Origin of the sequence: Pseudomonas sp. NFACC14 (assembly GCF_900106885.1) — a bacterium.
In the GTDB taxonomy this organism is placed as follows: Bacteria; Pseudomonadota; Gammaproteobacteria; order Pseudomonadales; family Pseudomonadaceae; genus Aquipseudomonas; species Aquipseudomonas fluorescens_AA.
This window is the reverse complement of sequence record NZ_FNOA01000019.1, coordinates 22,251-38,863: the sequence shown is the minus strand read 5'-3', so window position 1 is coordinate 38,863 and position 16,613 is coordinate 22,251. Positions and strand designations below refer to the sequence as shown.

The following is a 16,613-nucleotide window of genomic DNA, read 5'->3' as shown; positions in this document are numbered from 1 at the left end:
GACAACCTACCAGCGGAACCGCAAATTGGCGGCCGGTGCTGGCGCAGGTGCTGCAACCGGGGCCGAGCCATCGGCGGCGGGCGGCGCGACCGGTACCGGCGCGATGGCCTCACCGGCTGGAACTTCCTGCAGTTTTGCCAGAGCCAACTGCGCCTTCAATTGTTCGGCGCTGCCGTTGACCCGATAGACGATCCGGTCCCCTTCGACCCGCTGCAACTGCCCAGCGAACGGTTCGAGCAAACGCCCCAACGCCGCGTAGCGCTCCAGGTTCATGCCCTGCACTTCCAGCAGTTGTTCCGTGGCCACCCCCGGCTTGGCGACGAAGCGCGGCGCCAGGCGCTGGCTCACCGCGAGCATGACCGCATCGGCCAAGGCCGCAGGATCGGCGCCCTGGGCAGCACCCTGCTCACGCTGGTCCCCCAGCCACAAGCGCCAGGTACCATGCCACTGGCCGCCTTCTTCCTTCGCATGGACCGCCAGCAAGGCGTCCGCCGCGTAGCGCTCCGACGCATCGCGCAGAGGCGCCGGGTCGCTGCCTTCCAGGTTCGGCGCGGTGGCGACGATCTGCTCGCTCAGATCCGCCAGCGGCAGGTGCAAAGCCAGGCCCCGATGCTGCGCGGCACGCCGCAGCGGCGTGGCGCTGGCTTGGCCATCGCCCACCAGGCTCGAGCCCTCGGCCGAATCGTTCAGCCACCAGCCCAGGATCGATGGCCGGTTCGCGCTCCAGAGCGACAAGCCTGCCGCGCGCAGTGCCCGGTCGGTGCTCGCCGGGTCGAAATCCACCTTGAGGCTTTCCGGCGGGCCGGCGTCGTAGCCATATTGAAGAATGATCTGTTGCGGATCCTGGCGGATGGCCGCCAACCCGGGATTCTGGGCCGCCTTGGCATCGCCGGTCAGGCGCAGCACCAGCGTATCCAGGGCGCGCAACGTCGCCTGGTTGCGCTCCTCCGGCGTCTGGTTGGTGACCGGTTCGAGCACTTGATAGAGGCCGCTGACGGTTTCTGCATGGCTCGCCAGGCTGATCAGCGACAAGCAGCCCACGGACAAGAATTTGAACAAACGCATGGAAGATTCCCGGACATAACGGCTGGAACAGGCCGTGTGAAGAAGATTGAGCATGGCTGAGACCACAGCACCCGGCAAAACATTCACACGCCGGTGGAAGTTTCGCACGGTCATCACCATAACCGGTTACCGCTACACCTTATACAGAGGCGTTGCGCAGTACCAATATAAGAAATATCGGTTTTTTTCCGCGGATATGTCCCTGCCCGTCGGCGCGAGGATGGCCGCTGCCCCTCAAGCCTGATAAAATCGCGCGCCTTCGCAGACCGGCAACGGCCGGGCCCCCGGAATAATTCGTACAACGGTTATTCAATGGCCCTGGCGGTCGGTCGTTACCCAGAAATCCCCCCTAAAGGCCTGGATCATGAGCAAGCAACCCTCCCTGAGCTACAAGGACGCCGGTGTAGACATCGACGCCGGTGAAGCATTGGTCGAACGCATCAAGAGCGTCGCCAAGCGCACTGCGCGCCCGGAAGTCATGGGCGGCCTGGGCGGTTTCGGCGCCCTCTGCGAGATCCCGGCCGGCTACAAGCAACCGGTCCTGGTCTCTGGCACCGACGGCGTCGGCACCAAGCTGCGCCTGGCCCTGAACCTGAACAAGCACGACAGCATCGGCATCGACCTGGTGGCCATGTGCGTGAACGACCTGGTGGTGTGCGGTGCCGAGCCGCTGTTCTTCCTTGACTACTACGCCACTGGCAAACTGAACGTCGACACCGCTGCCCAGGTCGTGACCGGCATCGGCGCCGGCTGCGAACTGGCCGGCTGCTCCCTGGTCGGCGGCGAAACCGCCGAAATGCCAGGCATGTACGAAGGCGAAGACTACGACCTGGCCGGCTTCTGCGTCGGCGTCGTGGAGAAAGCCGAAATCATCGACGGCTCGAAAGTCGCTGCCGGCGATGCCCTGCTCGCCCTGCCATCCTCCGGCCCGCACTCCAACGGCTACTCGCTGATCCGCAAGATCATCGAAGTCTCGGGTGCCGAGATCGAAAAGACCCAGCTCGACGGCAAGCCGCTGGCCGACCTGCTGATGGCCCCGACCCGCATCTACGTCAAGCCGCTGCTCAAGCTGATCAAGGACACCGGTGCCGTCAAGGCCATGGCCCACATCACCGGTGGTGGCCTGCTGGACAACATCCCGCGCGTGCTGCCAAAAGGCGCCCAGGCCGTGGTCGACGTGGCAAGCTGGACCCGTCCGGCGGTGTTCGACTGGCTGCAAGAGAAAGGCAATGTCGATGAAACCGAAATGCACCGCGTGCTGAACTGCGGCGTGGGCATGGTCATCTGCGTGGCCCAGGAGCACGTCGAGACCGCCCTGAACGTCCTGCGTGAAGCCGGCGAACAGCCTTGGGTCATCGGCCAGATCGCTACCGCGGCCGAAGGCGCCGCACAGGTCGAGCTGAAAAACCTTAAGGCACACTGATGTCCGCGACCTGTGACGTGGTGGTGCTGCTGTCCGGCACCGGCAGTAACTTGCAGGCCTTGATCGACAGCACGCGGACCGGCGACAGCCCGGTCCGTATCCGTGCGGTGATTTCCAACCGCGCCGATGCCTACGGCCTGCAACGTGCCAGGGACGCGGGCATCGACACCCGCGTCCTGGATCACAAGGCGTTCGAGGGCCGCGAAGCCTTCGACGCCGCGCTGATCGAACAGATCGACACCTTCAATCCGCAACTGGTCGTGCTCGCTGGCTTCATGCGCATTCTCAGCGCTGGCTTCGTGCGTCACTACCAGGGCCGCCTGTTCAATATCCATCCCTCGCTGCTGCCCAAATACAAAGGGTTACATACTCACCAGCGCGCGCTGGAGGCCGGAGACACGGAGCACGGCTGCTCCGTGCACTTTGTCACCGAGGAACTCGATGGCGGACCACTGGTCGTACAGGCAGTAATACCGGTAGAGTTGCACGACACGCCGCAAAGTCTGGCGCAACGGGTTCACGCCCGCGAGCACCAGATCTACCCCATGGCCGTGCGTTGGTTTGCCGAAGGAAGGCTGACCCTCGACGATCGCGGTGCCTCACTGGACGGCCAGTTGCTCGCCGCCAGCGGCCATTTGATTCGATACTAGGAGATTTTATGCGTCGCGCCCTGCTCTTCGCTTGCGCTCTGCTTGCCTTGCCCCTGGCACAGGCCGCAGAACTTCAACCGTTCTCCGCCAGCTACACCGCCGACTGGAAACAGTTGCCCATGAGCGGCACTGCCGAGCGCAACCTGACCAAGGAGGCCAACGGCACCTGGAAGCTGAGCTTCAAGGCTTCGATGATGATCGCCAGCCTGACCGAAGAAAGCACCCTGACTCTGGACAAGGACACCCTGCTGCCACAGTCCTACCACTTTGAACGGGGTGGCCTGGGCAAGGCCAAGAAGGCCGACCTGGACTTCGACTGGAACACCAAGATGGTCACCGGCACCGATCGCGGTGACGCGGTCAAGCTGCCGCTCAACCGTGGCATGGTCGATAAATCCACTTACCAGTTGGCCTTGCAGCATGACGTGGCGGCTGGCAAGAAAAGCATGAGCTATCAGGTCGTGGATGATGGCGAAGTCGATACCTATGACTTCCGTGTCCTGGGCTCGGAGAAAGTCGACACCAAGGCCGGACAGATCGATGCGATCAAGGTCGAGCGCGTGCGCGACCCGACACAAAGCAAGCGCATCACCGTGCTTTGGTTCGCCAAGGACTGGGATTACCTGCTGGTGCGCCTGCAACAGGTCGAGACCGACGGCAAGGAGTACAACATCATGCTCCAGGACGGCACGGTCAACGGCAAGGCTGTGAAAGGCAGCTGATCCATACTGATATCAAGAAGCCCCGCACCTGCGGGGCTTCTTTTTGCCCAAACTTTCTTGAATGCCTACATTCCCTGGCGGGCTCGCTCCCACAGGGTTTGTGTTCATGGAGGATGCCCCCTGCAACATGAAATCTTCTTCATGAACAACACCTGCGACCGAATGCCGCGCATCACCTGGCCTGCAGGATTGTTGCGCTTTCCATGAAAACTTCTTAACGAACCGGGGCATTTACTTAGCACGCTATCAAAATCTATAACAAAGTCCTGCACACGCCTTGCTGCAGATGACAGAGATTGGAGTTAGCAAGATGACAGTGAAAGTAAATGAACGCGATGATGCCCACATGTCCCACGAAGCCATTGCTGCCGGGATCCGGATCTGGGATGTGCGTCAGCAGGATCTGCTGGTGGGGATGTTCCATTCCGAGACGGATGCCAACCGCTATAAAGACGAGCTGGAGTGCCAGGAACGGCAGCGCTCGGATGAGGCGGCGGGATCGTAAGAACACCATAGCCCCTGTGGGAGCCGAGCTTGCTCGCGATGGCGGTATACCAGCCAGGTAATGTACTGACTGACACGCCGCCATCGCGAGCAAGCTCGGCTCCCACACAAGCTCGGCTTCCACAGGTTTTGTGTTTAGCTCATTGGCATTGCGCCAGGCTTACCACATCAAATCATCAGGAATCTGATACGCCGCGTACGGATCATCGGCATCCACTTCTTCGGTCTGGGTATTGAGCTGGACGATGCGCTTGGGGTCGCGCTCCTGGATCTTCAGGGCTGCCTCGCGCGGGATCACTTCGTAGCCGCCGGCATGGTGGACGATCGCCAGGGAGCCACTGCTCAACTTGTTGCGCATCAGCGTATTGACCGAGATGCGCTTGACCTTCTTGTCGTCGACGAAGTTGTAATAATCCTCGGTGTTCAGCTTCGGCAGGCGCGAGACTTCGATCAATTGCTTGATCTGCGCGGCCCGGGCCTTCTGCTCGACCTTTTCCTGCTGCTGCCGGTTGAGTTCCTGGTCGCGCTTGACCTTTTCGGCCATGGCTTCCTGGGCGGCGCGTTGCTGGGAATCATCCAGTTCGATCTGGCCTTTGTGGGCCAGGCGCTGCTGCTTCTGTTTCTCTTTGCCGACCTGCTTGGCCTGCTTTTGGTTGACCAGCCCTGCTTTGAGCAACTGGTCGCGAAGGGAAAGGCTCATGGTGCTTACTCACTTAGGCAACGGCCTCAGCCACAGCTGGGCAAATTCTTTTCCTGACGTTTGGCTTCGCCCCACAAGGCGTCCAACTCTTCGAGGGTGCAATCTTCCATGGGACGGTGGGTATCGCGCAATGCCTGTTCGATAAATCGGAACCGTCGCTCGAACTTCCCGTTGGCGTCGCGCAGCGCGGTTTCCGGGTCGACCTTGAGGTGGCGAGCCAGGTTCACCACGCTGAACAGCAGATCGCCGATCTCGTCGCTGATGGCCACCGGATCGTTGTCAGCCATGGCTTCGAGCACTTCGTCCAGTTCCTCCCGGACCTTGTCGAGCACCGGCAACGGGCCTGGCCAGTCGAAACCGACCTGCCCGGCACGCTTTTGCAGCTTCGCCGAACGGGACAACGCCGGCAGCGCCCCCGGCACATCATCGAGCAGCGACAATTGCTCGGGCGCCAAGGCTTTCTCGGCCCGTTCCTCAGCCTTGATCTCTTCCCAGCGATGCTTGACCTGTTCTTCACTCAGGCGCGGGATGTCCACCGGGGCATAAAGGTCACCGGTAGGAAACACATGGGGATGACGACGGATCAGCTTGCGGGTGATGCTGTCGACCACGCCGGCGAATTCGAAGCGGTTCTCTTCCCGGGCCAACTGGCTGTAGTACACCACTTGGAACAACAGGTCGCCCAACTCGCCCTGCAGGTGATCGAAATCGCCGCGCTCGATGGCATCAGCCACCTCGTAGGCTTCTTCAAGCGTATGAGGAACGATGGTGGCGTAGGTTTGCTTGATGTCCCACGGGCAGCCGTACTGCGGATCCCGCAGGCGGTTCATCAGGTGGAGCAGGTCTTCAAGGCTGTACATCAATCCATCCCATCACAAAAAGCCCTGTGGGAGCGAGCTTGCTCGCGATGACGGAACACCAGTCAACCTCTCTGTCACTGATAGACCGCTATCGCGAGCGAGCTCGCTCCCACATTTTTGGACTGCGCTTAACCTGGCGTCCGGTTACGCCGGGTCTCGATGATGTTCGGCAACTGGGAGATCCGCCCCAGCAACCGCCCCAGCGCATCCAGCCCCGGAATCTCGATGGTCAGGGACATCAGCGCGGTGTTGTCTTCCTTGTTCGAACGGGTATTGACCGCCAGCACGTTGATCCGCTCGTTCAGCAACACCTGGGACACGTCACGCAGCAGACCGGATCGGTCGTAGGCGCGGATGACGATGTCCACCGGGTAAGTGAGCACCGGCACCGGGCCCCAACTGACCTGGATGATCCGCTCCGGCTCGCGACCGGCCAGTTGCAGCACCGAGGCACAGTCCTGACGGTGAATGCTCACGCCGCGGCCCTGGGTGATGTAGCCGACGATCGCATCCCCCGGCAATGGCTGGCAGCAGCCGGCCATCTGGGTCATCAGGTTGCCCACGCCCTGGATCTGGATATCGCCGCGCTTGCCCGGCTTGTAACCGGTGGCCTTGCGCGGGATCAGCTCCAGTTGCTCGTTGCCACGCTCCGGCTCCACCAGTTGCTGGGCCAGGTTGACCAACTGCGCCAGGCGCAGGTCGCCGGCACCGAGGGCGGCGAACATGTCCTCGGCGGTTTTCATGTTGGCTTTTTCGGCCAGTTTGTCGAAGTCCACCTGCGGCAGCCCCAGGCGCCCGAGCTCACGCTCGAGCAGGGTCTTGCCGGCGGCGACGTTCTGGTCGCGGGCCTGCAGCTTGAACCAGTGGACGATTTTCGCCCGCGCCCGGGATGTGGTGATGTAGCCCAGATTCGGGTTCAGCCAGTCGCGGCTCGGCGTACCGTGCTTGCTGGTGATGATTTCGACCTGCTCACCGGTCTGCAGGCTGTAGTTGAGCGGCACGATCCGCCCGTTGATCTTGGCGCCACGGCAGTTGTGGCCGATCTCGGTGTGGACCCGGTAGGCGAAGTCCAGCGGTGTCGCGCCCTTGGGCAGGTCGATCGCGTGGCCGTCGGGGGTGAAGATATAGACCCGGTCAGGTTCGATGTCGACGCGCAGCTGTTCGGCCAGGCCGCCGATGTCACCCAGTTCCTCATGCCACTCGAGCACCTGGCGCAGCCAGGAAATTTTCTCTTCGTAGTGGTTGGACCCGGACTTGACGTCGGTGCCCTTGTATTTCCAGTGGGCACAGACCCCCAGCTCGGCTTCCTCGTGCATGGCGTGGGTGCGGATCTGCACTTCCAGCACCTTGCCCTCGGGGCCGATCACCGCCGTGTGCAACGAGCGGTAGCCGTTTTCCTTGGGGTTGGCGATGTAGTCGTCGAACTCCTTCGGAATGTGCCGCCACAAGGTGTGGACGATCCCCAGCGCGGTGTAGCAGTCGCGCATTTCCGGGACCAGCACACGAACGGCGCGAACGTCGTAGATCTGGCTGAATTCCAGGCCCTTGCGCTGCATTTTTCGCCAGATCGAGTAGATGTGCTTGGCCCGGCCACTGATGTCGGCTTCCACGCCGGTGGCCTGCAACTCTTCGCGCAACTGGGTCATCACATCGGTGATGAAGCGCTCGCGATCCAGGCGCCGCTCATGCAACAGCTTGGCGATCTGCTTGTATTGGTCGGGCTCCAGGTAGCGGAAGGACAGGTCCTCCAGCTCCCACTTGATGTGACCGATGCCGAGACGGTGGGCCAGGGGTGCATAGATGTCGAACACCTCCCGGGCGACGCGATTGCGCTTTTCGTCATCGGCGGACTTCACGGCACGGATCGCGCAGGTGCGCTCGGCCAGCTTGATCAGCGCGACGCGCACGTCGTCGACCATCGCCACCAGCATCTTGCGCAGGTTCTCCACCTGGCCCTGGGTACCCAGCACCATGGATTGGCGCGGGCTGAGGCTGGCACTGATAGCGGCCATGCGCAGCACGCCGTCGATCAGCTTGGCCACCACGGTGCCGAAGCGCTGGCTGACCACCGGTAGCTGGATCTGCCCTTCGCGCACGCCGCGGTACAGCACCGCCGCCACCAGGGAGTCCTGGTCGAGCTTGAGGTCAGCGAGAATTTCAGCGATCTCCAGGCCCGTCTGGAAACTCGAGGTGCCTTCGGACCACAGGTTCTTCGCCGCGTTGTGTTGCTGCTCCGCCTCGCGAGCGAACTCGCAGGCGGCCTTCAAGGCTTCGCGATCCAGTGCCATGTCGACGCTGACCGCATGATCGAGCCAAGCCTCGAGATTGATACTGCCGTCGGTGTTGATCGGCTGGTGTGCTCTCACCTGTACCATCTTTGCTTACCTTCCCTACGACGCAGATTCAATGCGTCAACTTCGCTGACCTTCGCTGCCCGTGTTTCCGCCCAGGGCTGTGGCGGGTTGGCACGAACGGGTCAGTCGGACAAGCCATCCTGGCTCGCTTCAAATAACGCCATGGCCTCGACATGCGCCGTTTGAGGAAACATATCGAGAATCCCGGCACGTTTTAACCGGTAGCCCTGCTTGATCAGTTCGACCGTATCCCGGGCCAAAGTTGCCGGGTTGCACGATACATAAACCAACCGTTTGGCCCCCAGGGACGACAGCTTGCGCACCACCTCGAAAGCACCGTCACGGGGTGGGTCCAAGAGTACCGCAGAAAAGCCTTCGCCGATCCATTCGGCATCCGCCAGAGGCAGGGATAAATCGGCCTGAAAAAAGGCAGTGTTATTCAAATTGTTGCTGACGGCATTGGCCGCCGCACGGTCCACCATGGTTTGCACGCCTTCCACGGCCACCACCTGGCGCACGCTTTTGGCCAGCGGCAAGGCAAAATTGCCCAGGCCGCAGAACAGGTCCAGCACCCGCTCCTCGGAACGCGGCGCCAGCCATTGCAGGGCCTGGGCGATCATCGCCTCGTTGACCCCGGCGTTCACCTGGATGAAATCCCCGGGCCGGTACGCCAGCTCAAGATCCCAGGCATCCAGGCGAAAGCCCAGGGCCTGTCCGGGCTCGACCGGTTGTGGCTCACCTTCACCGTGCAACCACAACTGGGCTGCATGAAACGCGCAGAAATCCTTGAGTATGGTCAAGTCGGCCTCCGACAGCGGCGCCATGTGGCGCAGCAATACCGCAAGGGACGAGCCGGCGAACAATTCCACATGGCCCAGCGCCTGGGGCTTGCCCAGGCGTCGAAGCATCTCCGGCAGGCGACTCATGATCGACTGCAAGGGCTGTACCAGCACCGGACAATCGCCAATGGCGACGATGTCCTGGCTGCCGACGGCACGGAACCCCACTTCGAGTTTTTTCGCCTTCTGATCCCAGCGCACCGCCACGCGGGCGCGACGCCGATAACCGAACTCAGGCCCGCTCAATGGCGCGGCCCATTCATCCGGCTCGACCCCGGCCACCCGCGACAGCTGCTCGGCGAGCATGCGCTGTTTCAGGGCGAGTTGTTCGTCGTGGGGCAAATGTTGGACGCTGCAACCGCCGCAACGACCGGCATGGATACACGGCGCTGCGCGACGCAGGTCACTGGACAGGAACACGCGCTCGGTACGCGCCTCGACCACTTTGCCGTGGGCACCGTGCACCCGCGCCTCGACCTCTTCGCCGGCCAGGGCGCCGATGACGAACCAGGTCCGGCCATCGACGAACGCAATGCCCCGGCCATCGTTGGCCAGGCGCTCGATGGTCAGGCGCTGCTTTTTACCGGTGGGCACTTGCGGGGCCCGGCTTCCGCCGCTGGGCTGGAAGCGCAAGCCTCTTTCATGCTTGGCCATCAGTTGGGCGCGTCGAAAATGCCGGTCGACAGGTAACGGTCGCCACGGTCACAGATGATCGCCACGATCACCGCATTTTCCACTTCCTTGGACAGGCGCAGCATCCCCGCCACGGCACCGCCCGAAGACACGCCGCAGAAGATGCCCTCCTCACGCGCCAGGCGACGGGTCACGTCCTCGGCTTCGCTCTGGGCCATGTCGATGATCCGGTCCACGCGCTCGGCCTGGTAAATCTTCGGCAGATACTCTTCGGGCCAGCGGCGGATGCCGGGAATGGCCGAGCCTTCCATCGGTTGCAGGCCGATGATCTGCACGTTCGGGTTCTGTTCTTTCAGATAGCGCGAGGTGCCCATGATGGTACCGGTGGTACCCATCGAGCTGACGAAATGGGTGATGGTGCCGTCGGTCTGGCGCCAGATCTCAGGGCCGGTGGTGGTGTAGTGGGCCTCGGGATTGTCGCCGTTGGCGAACTGATCCAGCACCTTGCCGCGCCCCTCGGCCTGCATGCGCTCGGCCAGGTCCCGGGCACCCTCCATGCCCTGCTCCTGGGTCACCAGGATCAACTCGGCGCCATAGGCGGTCATCGCCGCCTTGCGCTCGGCACTGGAGTTGTCGGGCATGATCAGGATCATCTTGTAGCCCTTGATCGCCGCCGCCATCGCCAAGGCGATACCGGTGTTGCCGGAAGTCGCCTCGATCAGCGTATCGCCAGGCCGGATCTGTCCGCGCAACTCGCCACGGGTGATCATCGACAGCGCCGGCCGGTCCTTGACCGAACCCGCCGGGTTATTCCCTTCGAGCTTGAGCAAAAGCGTATTAGTGGTCTCGCCGGGCAAGCGCTGCAAGCGGACCAGCGGGGTGTTGCCGACGCAATCGGCGATGGTGGGGTACTGCAAAGTCATGGCGTATTCGCAATCCGGACTGCGGGGGCGCCTATCATACCGGCAAACCTGGCGCGGCCATATCACGCAAAGTGTGGTGGTTATGGCTTATGGGAATAAGTACGGGCCCGTGGCGAGGGGAACTTGCTCTCGTTGGGCTGCGAAGCGGCCCCAAAGCTTGAGCGGGCGAAGATTCAGAACAGCGGCATGAATTTTACGAAGATTGCCCGCACGCAAATCGCTACACTGCGCAGGTATTGCACGCTGGATGCGTGCAAGTTCGATCAGACCGCTGGATGCAGGAGACAAGTGTGCTCAAGAAACTGGGAATCAAAGGCCGCGTGCTGTTGCTGACCCTGTTGCCGACCAGCCTGATGGCGCTGGTCCTGGGCGGTTATTTCACCTGGATGCAGCAATCGGACCTGCACGCCCAGTTGCTGCAACGTGGCGAGATGATCGCCGAGCAACTGGCCCCGCTGGTCGCCCCGGCCATGAGCCGCCAGGACACCGATCTGCTGGAGCGCATCGCCACCCAGTCCCTCGAGGAAACGGACGTACGCGCCGTGACTTTTCTCGCCCCCGACCGCGCGCCGTTGGCCCACGCCGGCCCGACCATGCTCAACCGGGCACCGGAGGGCAACAGTGCACAGCTGCTGCAACGCACCGGCAACGACGCCACGCGCTACTTGCTGCCGGTATTCGGCAAGCACCGCAACCTGGCGGGCGAACTGATTCCCGAAGAAGCCGACCGCCTGCTGGGCTGGGTCGAGCTGGAGTTGTCCCACAGCGGCATGTTGCTGCGCGGCTATCGCAGCCTGTTCGCCAGCCTGCTGCTGATCGCCGCGGGCCTGTGCCTGACCGCGCTGCTGGCCCTGCGCATGGGCCGCACGATCAACCGCCCGCTGAGCCAGATCAAGCAAGCCGTGGCGCAACTCAAGGACGGTCACCTGGAAACCCGCCTGCCACCGCTGGGCAGCCAGGAGCTGGATGAACTGGCCTCGGGCATCAATCGCATGGCCAGTACCTTGCAGAATGCCCAGGAAGAATTGCAGCACAGCATCGACCAGGCCACCGAAGACGTGCGCCAGAACCTGGAAACCATCGAGATCCAGAACATCGAGCTGGACCTGGCCCGCAAGGAAGCCCTGGAAGCGAGCCGGATCAAGTCCGAGTTCCTGGCGAACATGAGCCATGAAATCCGCACACCGCTCAACGGCATCCTCGGGTTTACCCACCTGTTGCAAAAAAGCGAACTGACCCCGCGCCAGCTCGATTACCTGGGCACCATCGAGAAATCCGCCGACAGCCTGCTGGGGATCATCAACGAGATCCTCGACTTTTCGAAGATCGAGGCCGGCAAGCTGGTGCTCGACAGCATTCCGTTCAACCTGCGGGACCTGCTGCAAGACACCCTGACCATCCTCGCCCCGGCCGCCCACGCCAAGCAGTTGGAACTGGTGAGCCTGGTCTACCGGGACACACCGCTGTCGCTGGTGGGCGATCCGCTGCGCCTCAAGCAGATCCTCACCAACCTGGTGAGCAACGCGATCAAGTTCACCCGCGAGGGCACCATCGTCGCCCGGGCCATGCTCGAAGACGAGCACGAAGACAGCGTGCAGTTGCGCATCAGCATCCAGGACACCGGTATCGGCCTGTCCAACCAGGACGTGCGGGCGCTGTTCCAGGCATTCAGCCAGGCCGACAACTCGCTGTCCCGGCAACCGGGTGGTACCGGCCTGGGCCTGGTGATCTCCAAACGCCTGGTGGAGCAGATGGGTGGCGAGATCGGCGTCGACAGCACACCGGGCGAAGGCTCGGAGTTCTGGATCAGCCTGCGCCTGCCCAAGACCCGTGACGATGCCGAAGACCTCCCGGGCCCGCCGTTGCTGGGCCGGCGCGTGGCGGTGCTGGAGAACCACGAACTGGCCCGCCAGGCCTTGCAGCACCAGCTCGAAGACTGCGGCCTGCAAGTGACGCCGTTCAACACCCTGGAGAGCCTGACCAACGGCATCACCGTCGCCCACCAGACCGACCAGGCGATCGATCTGGCCGTGCTGGGCATCACCAGCAACGACATGCCGCCGGAGCGCCTCAACCAGCACATCTGGGACCTCGAGCACTTGGGCTGCAAAGTGCTCGTGCTGTGCCCCACCACCGAACAAACCCTGTACCACCTCTCGGTGCCCAACCCCCACAGTCAGTTGCAGGCCAAGCCGGCCTGCACCCGTAAGTTGCGCCGCGCGCTGTCCGACCTGGTCAACCCGCGCCCGCCCCGCAGCGAACCCAGTGAGCCGGTTTCCAGCCGTGCCCCGAAAGTGCTGTGCGTGGACGACAACCCGGCCAACCTGCTGCTGGTGCAAACCCTGCTCGAAGACATGGGCGCCAAGGTGCTGGCGGTGGAAAGCGGCTACGCGGCGGTCAAGGCCGTGCAGAAGGAAACCTTCGACCTGGTGCTGATGGACGTGCAGATGCCCGGCATGGACGGTCGCCAGAGCACCGAGGCGATCCGCCAGTGGGAAAGCGAGCGGCACTGCACGCCGCTGCCCATCGTCGCTCTCACCGCCCACGCCATGGCCAACGAAAAACGCGCGCTGCTGCAAAGCGGCATGGACGACTACCTGACCAAGCCCATCAGCGAACGGCAACTGGCCCAGGTGGTGCTCAAATGGACCGGCCTGGCCCTGCGCAACCAGTCGCCGGAGCGCAACAGCGATGCCCAGGGGGGTAGCGAACTGCTGGTGCTCGATCATGAAGAAGGCTTGCGCCTGGCCGCTGGCAAGGCCGATCTGGCAGCGGACATGCTGGCGATGCTGCTCGCATCCCTGGAAGCCGACCGCGAAGCGATCCGCCAGGCCAGCGAGGCCAACGATCACAACGCCCTGATCGAACGGGTCCACCGCCTGCACGGCGCCACCCGCTACTGTGGCGTACCGCAGTTGCGGGCAGCCTGCCAGCGCAGCGAAACCCTGCTCAAGCAGCAGGACCCGAAAGCCGCTGCGGCCCTGGAAGACCTGGAGCGTGCGATCAATCGCCTGGCCAGCGAGGCGCGTATCAGCGCCTGACCCAGGGCAATACCCTGGAAATCGGAATCGCTGAAAATCCACGCTCCGACCCCGACTGTAGGAGCTGCCGAGCGAAGCGAGGCTGCGATCTTGCCCCTGACGCTTGAGTCGCAAGCGAAAGATCGCAGCCTCGCTCCGCTCGGCGGCTCCTACAGGTTCATTTTTCTGCCAGGAGGCCACCATGCGCGCGATTCTTTTCAGCAGCCAGACCTACGACCGTGACAGCTTCATCAAAGCCCCGGCGCCCGCCGGCCTCGAGTTGCAGTTCCAGCCCGCCCGCCTGAACCTGGACACCGTGGCCCTGGCCGAACGGCATGAAGTGGTCTGCGCGTTCATCAACGATGACCTGAGCGCCCCGGTGCTGGAACGGCTGGCCGCGGGCGGCACGCGGCTGATCGCCCTGCGTTCGGCAGGCTACAACCACGTCGACCTGCCCGCCGCCAAGCGTCTGGGCTTGAGCATCGTCCGGGTACCGGCCTACTCGCCCCACGCCGTGGCCGAACATGCCGTGGCGTTGATCATGGCCCTCAATCGCTGCCTGCACCGCGCCTACAATCGCACCCGGGACGGCAATTTCAGCCTCCATGGCTTGACCGGGTTCGACCTGGTGGGCAAGACCGTCGGGGTGATCGGCACCGGGCAGATCGGCGCGACGTTCGCGCGGATCATGGCCGGTTTCGGCTGTCAGCTACTGGCTTACGACCCGTACCCCAATCCTCAGGTGCAAGCCTTGGGCGCGCGCTACCTGCCCTTGGATGAACTGCTGGCGCAAGCGCAGATCATCAGCCTGCACTGCCCGTTGAACGAACAGAGCCGCCACCTGATCAACGCCCAATCCCTGGCGTCGATGCAACGCGGCGCCATGTTGATCAACACCGGACGCGGTGGCCTGGTGGATACACCGGCCCTGATCGAGGCGCTGAAGAGCGGCCAATTGGGCTATTTGGGGTTGGATGTCTATGAAGAAGAGGCCGAACTGTTCTTCAAGGACCGCTCCGACCAGCCCTTGCAAGACGATGTGCTGGCACGCCTGCTGACCTTCCCCAACGTGGTGATCACCGCCCACCAGGCCTTCCTCACCCATGAAGCCTTGGCGGCGATTGCCATGACCACCCTGGATAACATCGCGGCCTGGGCGGCCGGCACGCCGAAAAACCTGGTGGACCGCTAGACCAGAACCACCCCCCCCTGTGGGAGCGAGCTTGCTCGCGATAGCGGTCTGTCAGTCGACATTCGAGCAGACTGATCCGTCGCCATCGCGAGCAAGCTCGCTCCCACAGGAAGTGGAGTTTCGTCGGCAAGATTCGTGGTTGACCATCCCAAGCCATGGCCCGTGCTAGCATGTCGCGCCTATTTGGAGGACCCATGGCCGAACACGATTTTCGCTACACCCTGATGAACCCGCAGCACACCCTGACCGAAGTCCGCGCCCTGGCGCCGGGCCGCTACCAGGTCACCGGCAATGGCGGTTCGATCCAGGCCAACGATGTACTGCTCGTCACGCTCAAGGGCAGCAAGGATTTGTCCATGCGACTGACCGTGGACACCGTGCGGCACCTGCTCAAACCCATGGGCCAATGGACCGCCATGACCACCGGTCCGGTGTTCGGCGAACTGGCGATCCATACCTGGCAGGTCAACTGCGACGGTTGCGCCAAGACACTGAGCTTCGAGTTCGCCGTCGATGCCAAACTCGGCGTCAAGGCCGAGAAACCGGCCGCCAGCGCACGGATCGCCGAGCTGGGCTGGACCACCGTGGGTGAAAAACACCTGTGCCCGACATGCCAGGAAGCCGCCTGATGAAACGTTTGGCCCTGTCCGCGTCGATCGGCATGAGCCTGATGGGGTGCGCCGCTGAACCTGTGCAGTTGCAACACAACCGCAGCTATATCCTGGAATGGATCGGCGAACGGCCATTGATGGACTACAGCCACCTGACCATCACCCTTGGGGATGACGGTCGAGCCTACGGCAACGGCGGCTGCAACCACTGGTTCGCGCCCTACACCCTGGAAGGCCATCGTTTGAGCTTCGGCAAGATCGGCAGCACCCGCAAGCTCTGCGCCCCGGCGCTGATGGAGCAGGAGACGCGCTTCTTGCAGGCCCTGGAGAAGGTCGAACGCTGGGACATCTCGCCCATCGACCAACTGCGCTTCTGGCCGGCCCAGGGCAAGCCGCTGCGGTGGTGGCTGGAAGAAGGCTGAGGCCTCCAAGGGAAGATCCCGAATCCGGCATGGGCCCCCTGTGGCGAGGGGATTTATCCCCGCTGGGTCGCGAAGCGGCCCCAGATCCACTTGCTACCGTGGTTTGTCAGACGGGACGCAGGGGGCTGCTGCGCAGCCCGGCGGGGATAAATCCCCTCGCCACAAGGTATCCCGCCTGCCATAACGGGGGCTATTTGAACGCCTGCAACGCCTCAAGCTTGGCCATTACCCCCGCCGCCGTCTGCTCCCCCAGCAACTGCTCGCGCACCTTGCCCCGGTTATCGATGATGTAGGTCACCGGCAAGCCTTCACTGCGAGGCAGGTCGAAAATCTCGGCCGGATCCCGGGCCAGCACCGTGAAGCGAATACCCATCTTGTCGCTGGCGCTCTTGAGCTCTTCGCCCTGCACCTGATCGAAGTTGACCCCGAACACACCGACGTTGCGCCCCTTGAGCTGTTCGGCCAAGGCATTGAATTCCGGGATTTCGGTGCGGCACGGCGCACACCATTCCGCCCAGTAGTTGAGCACCAGCCATTGTTTGTCCAGCCGCTGCGAGTCGATGGCCTGGCCGTTCTGGTCCACTCCGTAGTCGTTTCCGCAACCGGCGAGCAACAGGATGCCCATGAATGTCAGTGCCGCTATCAATCGCCTTGTCATGTACCAATCCTTGTCTGAATGTGAACGCTGCAACGAC

The 16,613-nt window shown here is 62.9% G+C and carries 15 protein-coding genes; 8 read left to right on the top strand and 7 right to left on the bottom strand.

Translation table 11 applies throughout. The features are described 5' to 3' along the window. Positions 1 to 6 precede the first annotated feature (6 nt). On the bottom strand, positions 7 to 1,065 hold the full coding sequence (locus BLU85_RS23205; protein WP_092204037.1) for a DUF2066 domain-containing protein: 1,059 nt from the start codon (positions 1,063 to 1,065) through the stop codon (positions 7 to 9). A 364-nt stretch (positions 1,066 to 1,429) separates the two neighbouring features. Here BLU85_RS23205 and purM point away from each other — a divergent pair, with 364 nt between their 5' ends. From purM to BLU85_RS23180, 4 genes are all read left to right on the top strand, one after another. Beyond that, entirely contained in the window at positions 1,430 to 2,488 is a 1,059-nt protein-coding gene (purM, locus tag BLU85_RS23195) for a phosphoribosylformylglycinamidine cyclo-ligase (protein ID WP_092204033.1), read from the top strand. Then, positions 2,488 to 3,138, top strand: a complete 651-nt coding sequence (purN, locus tag BLU85_RS23190) for a phosphoribosylglycinamide formyltransferase (protein ID WP_060741065.1) — start codon at positions 2,488 to 2,490, stop codon at positions 3,136 to 3,138. Before purM ends, purN begins: the two co-directional genes overlap by 1 nt. Before the next feature lie 8 nt (positions 3,139 to 3,146). Further along, a complete protein-coding gene (locus BLU85_RS23185; RefSeq protein ID WP_060741064.1) occupies positions 3,147 to 3,860 on the top strand; it encodes a DUF3108 domain-containing protein in 714 nt (237 codons plus the stop codon). A 310-nt stretch (positions 3,861 to 4,170) separates the two neighbouring features. After that, positions 4,171 to 4,365 (top strand): hypothetical protein, encoded by a 195-nt coding sequence (locus tag BLU85_RS23180; protein WP_092204031.1) that lies wholly within the window; start codon positions 4,171 to 4,173, stop codon positions 4,363 to 4,365. A gap of 159 nt (positions 4,366 to 4,524) precedes the next feature. Here BLU85_RS23180 and BLU85_RS23175 read toward each other — a convergent pair whose 3' ends face one another. From BLU85_RS23175 to cysM, 5 genes are all read right to left on the bottom strand, one after another. After that, entirely contained in the window at positions 4,525 to 5,064 is a 540-nt protein-coding gene (locus tag BLU85_RS23175) for a DUF2058 domain-containing protein (RefSeq protein ID WP_092204029.1), read from the bottom strand. A 26-nt stretch (positions 5,065 to 5,090) separates the two neighbouring features. Continuing rightward, entirely contained in the window at positions 5,091 to 5,924 is an 834-nt protein-coding gene (gene mazG, locus BLU85_RS23170; protein ID WP_092204027.1) for a nucleoside triphosphate pyrophosphohydrolase, read from the bottom strand. A gap of 128 nt (positions 5,925 to 6,052) precedes the next feature. After that, a complete protein-coding gene (gene relA / locus BLU85_RS23165) occupies positions 6,053 to 8,299 on the bottom strand; it encodes a GTP diphosphokinase (RefSeq protein WP_014339754.1) in 2,247 nt (748 codons plus the stop codon). A gap of 101 nt (positions 8,300 to 8,400) precedes the next feature. After that, positions 8,401 to 9,771, bottom strand: coding sequence for a 23S rRNA (uracil(1939)-C(5))-methyltransferase RlmD (rlmD, locus tag BLU85_RS23160; RefSeq protein WP_092204025.1), 1,371 nt, complete (start codon positions 9,769 to 9,771; stop codon positions 8,401 to 8,403). Next, positions 9,771 to 10,673 carry a cysteine synthase CysM gene (cysM, locus tag BLU85_RS23155; protein WP_092204023.1) on the bottom strand — a complete coding sequence of 301 codons (903 nt, stop codon included), beginning with the start codon at positions 10,671 to 10,673 and terminating at the stop codon, positions 9,771 to 9,773. Before cysM ends, rlmD begins: the two co-directional genes overlap by 1 nt. A 290-nt stretch (positions 10,674 to 10,963) precedes the next feature. On the opposite strand from cysM, the gene BLU85_RS23150 reads away from it, so the two are divergent. From BLU85_RS23150 to BLU85_RS23135, 4 genes are all read left to right on the top strand, one after another. Then, positions 10,964 to 13,714, top strand: a complete 2,751-nt coding sequence (locus BLU85_RS23150; protein WP_092204021.1) for a response regulator — start codon at positions 10,964 to 10,966, stop codon at positions 13,712 to 13,714. A gap of 181 nt (positions 13,715 to 13,895) precedes the next feature. Continuing rightward, positions 13,896 to 14,885, top strand: coding sequence for a 2-hydroxyacid dehydrogenase (locus BLU85_RS23145; RefSeq protein WP_092204019.1), 990 nt, complete (start codon positions 13,896 to 13,898; stop codon positions 14,883 to 14,885). A 194-nt stretch (positions 14,886 to 15,079) separates the two neighbouring features. Next, entirely contained in the window at positions 15,080 to 15,514 is a 435-nt protein-coding gene (locus BLU85_RS23140) for a hypothetical protein (RefSeq protein WP_092204017.1), read from the top strand. Next, the gene (locus BLU85_RS23135; RefSeq protein WP_092204015.1) at positions 15,514 to 15,918 is read left to right on the top strand and encodes an META domain-containing protein; all 405 of its coding nucleotides are present in this window, start codon (positions 15,514 to 15,516) and stop codon (positions 15,916 to 15,918) included. The genes BLU85_RS23140 and BLU85_RS23135 overlap by 1 nt, the downstream gene beginning before the upstream one ends. Before the next feature lie 190 nt (positions 15,919 to 16,108). Here the strand turns inward: BLU85_RS23135 and BLU85_RS23130 are convergent, their stop codons facing one another. Next, positions 16,109 to 16,576, bottom strand: coding sequence for a TlpA disulfide reductase family protein (locus BLU85_RS23130; protein WP_092204013.1), 468 nt, complete (start codon positions 16,574 to 16,576; stop codon positions 16,109 to 16,111). Positions 16,577 to 16,613: the final 37 nt, after the last annotated feature.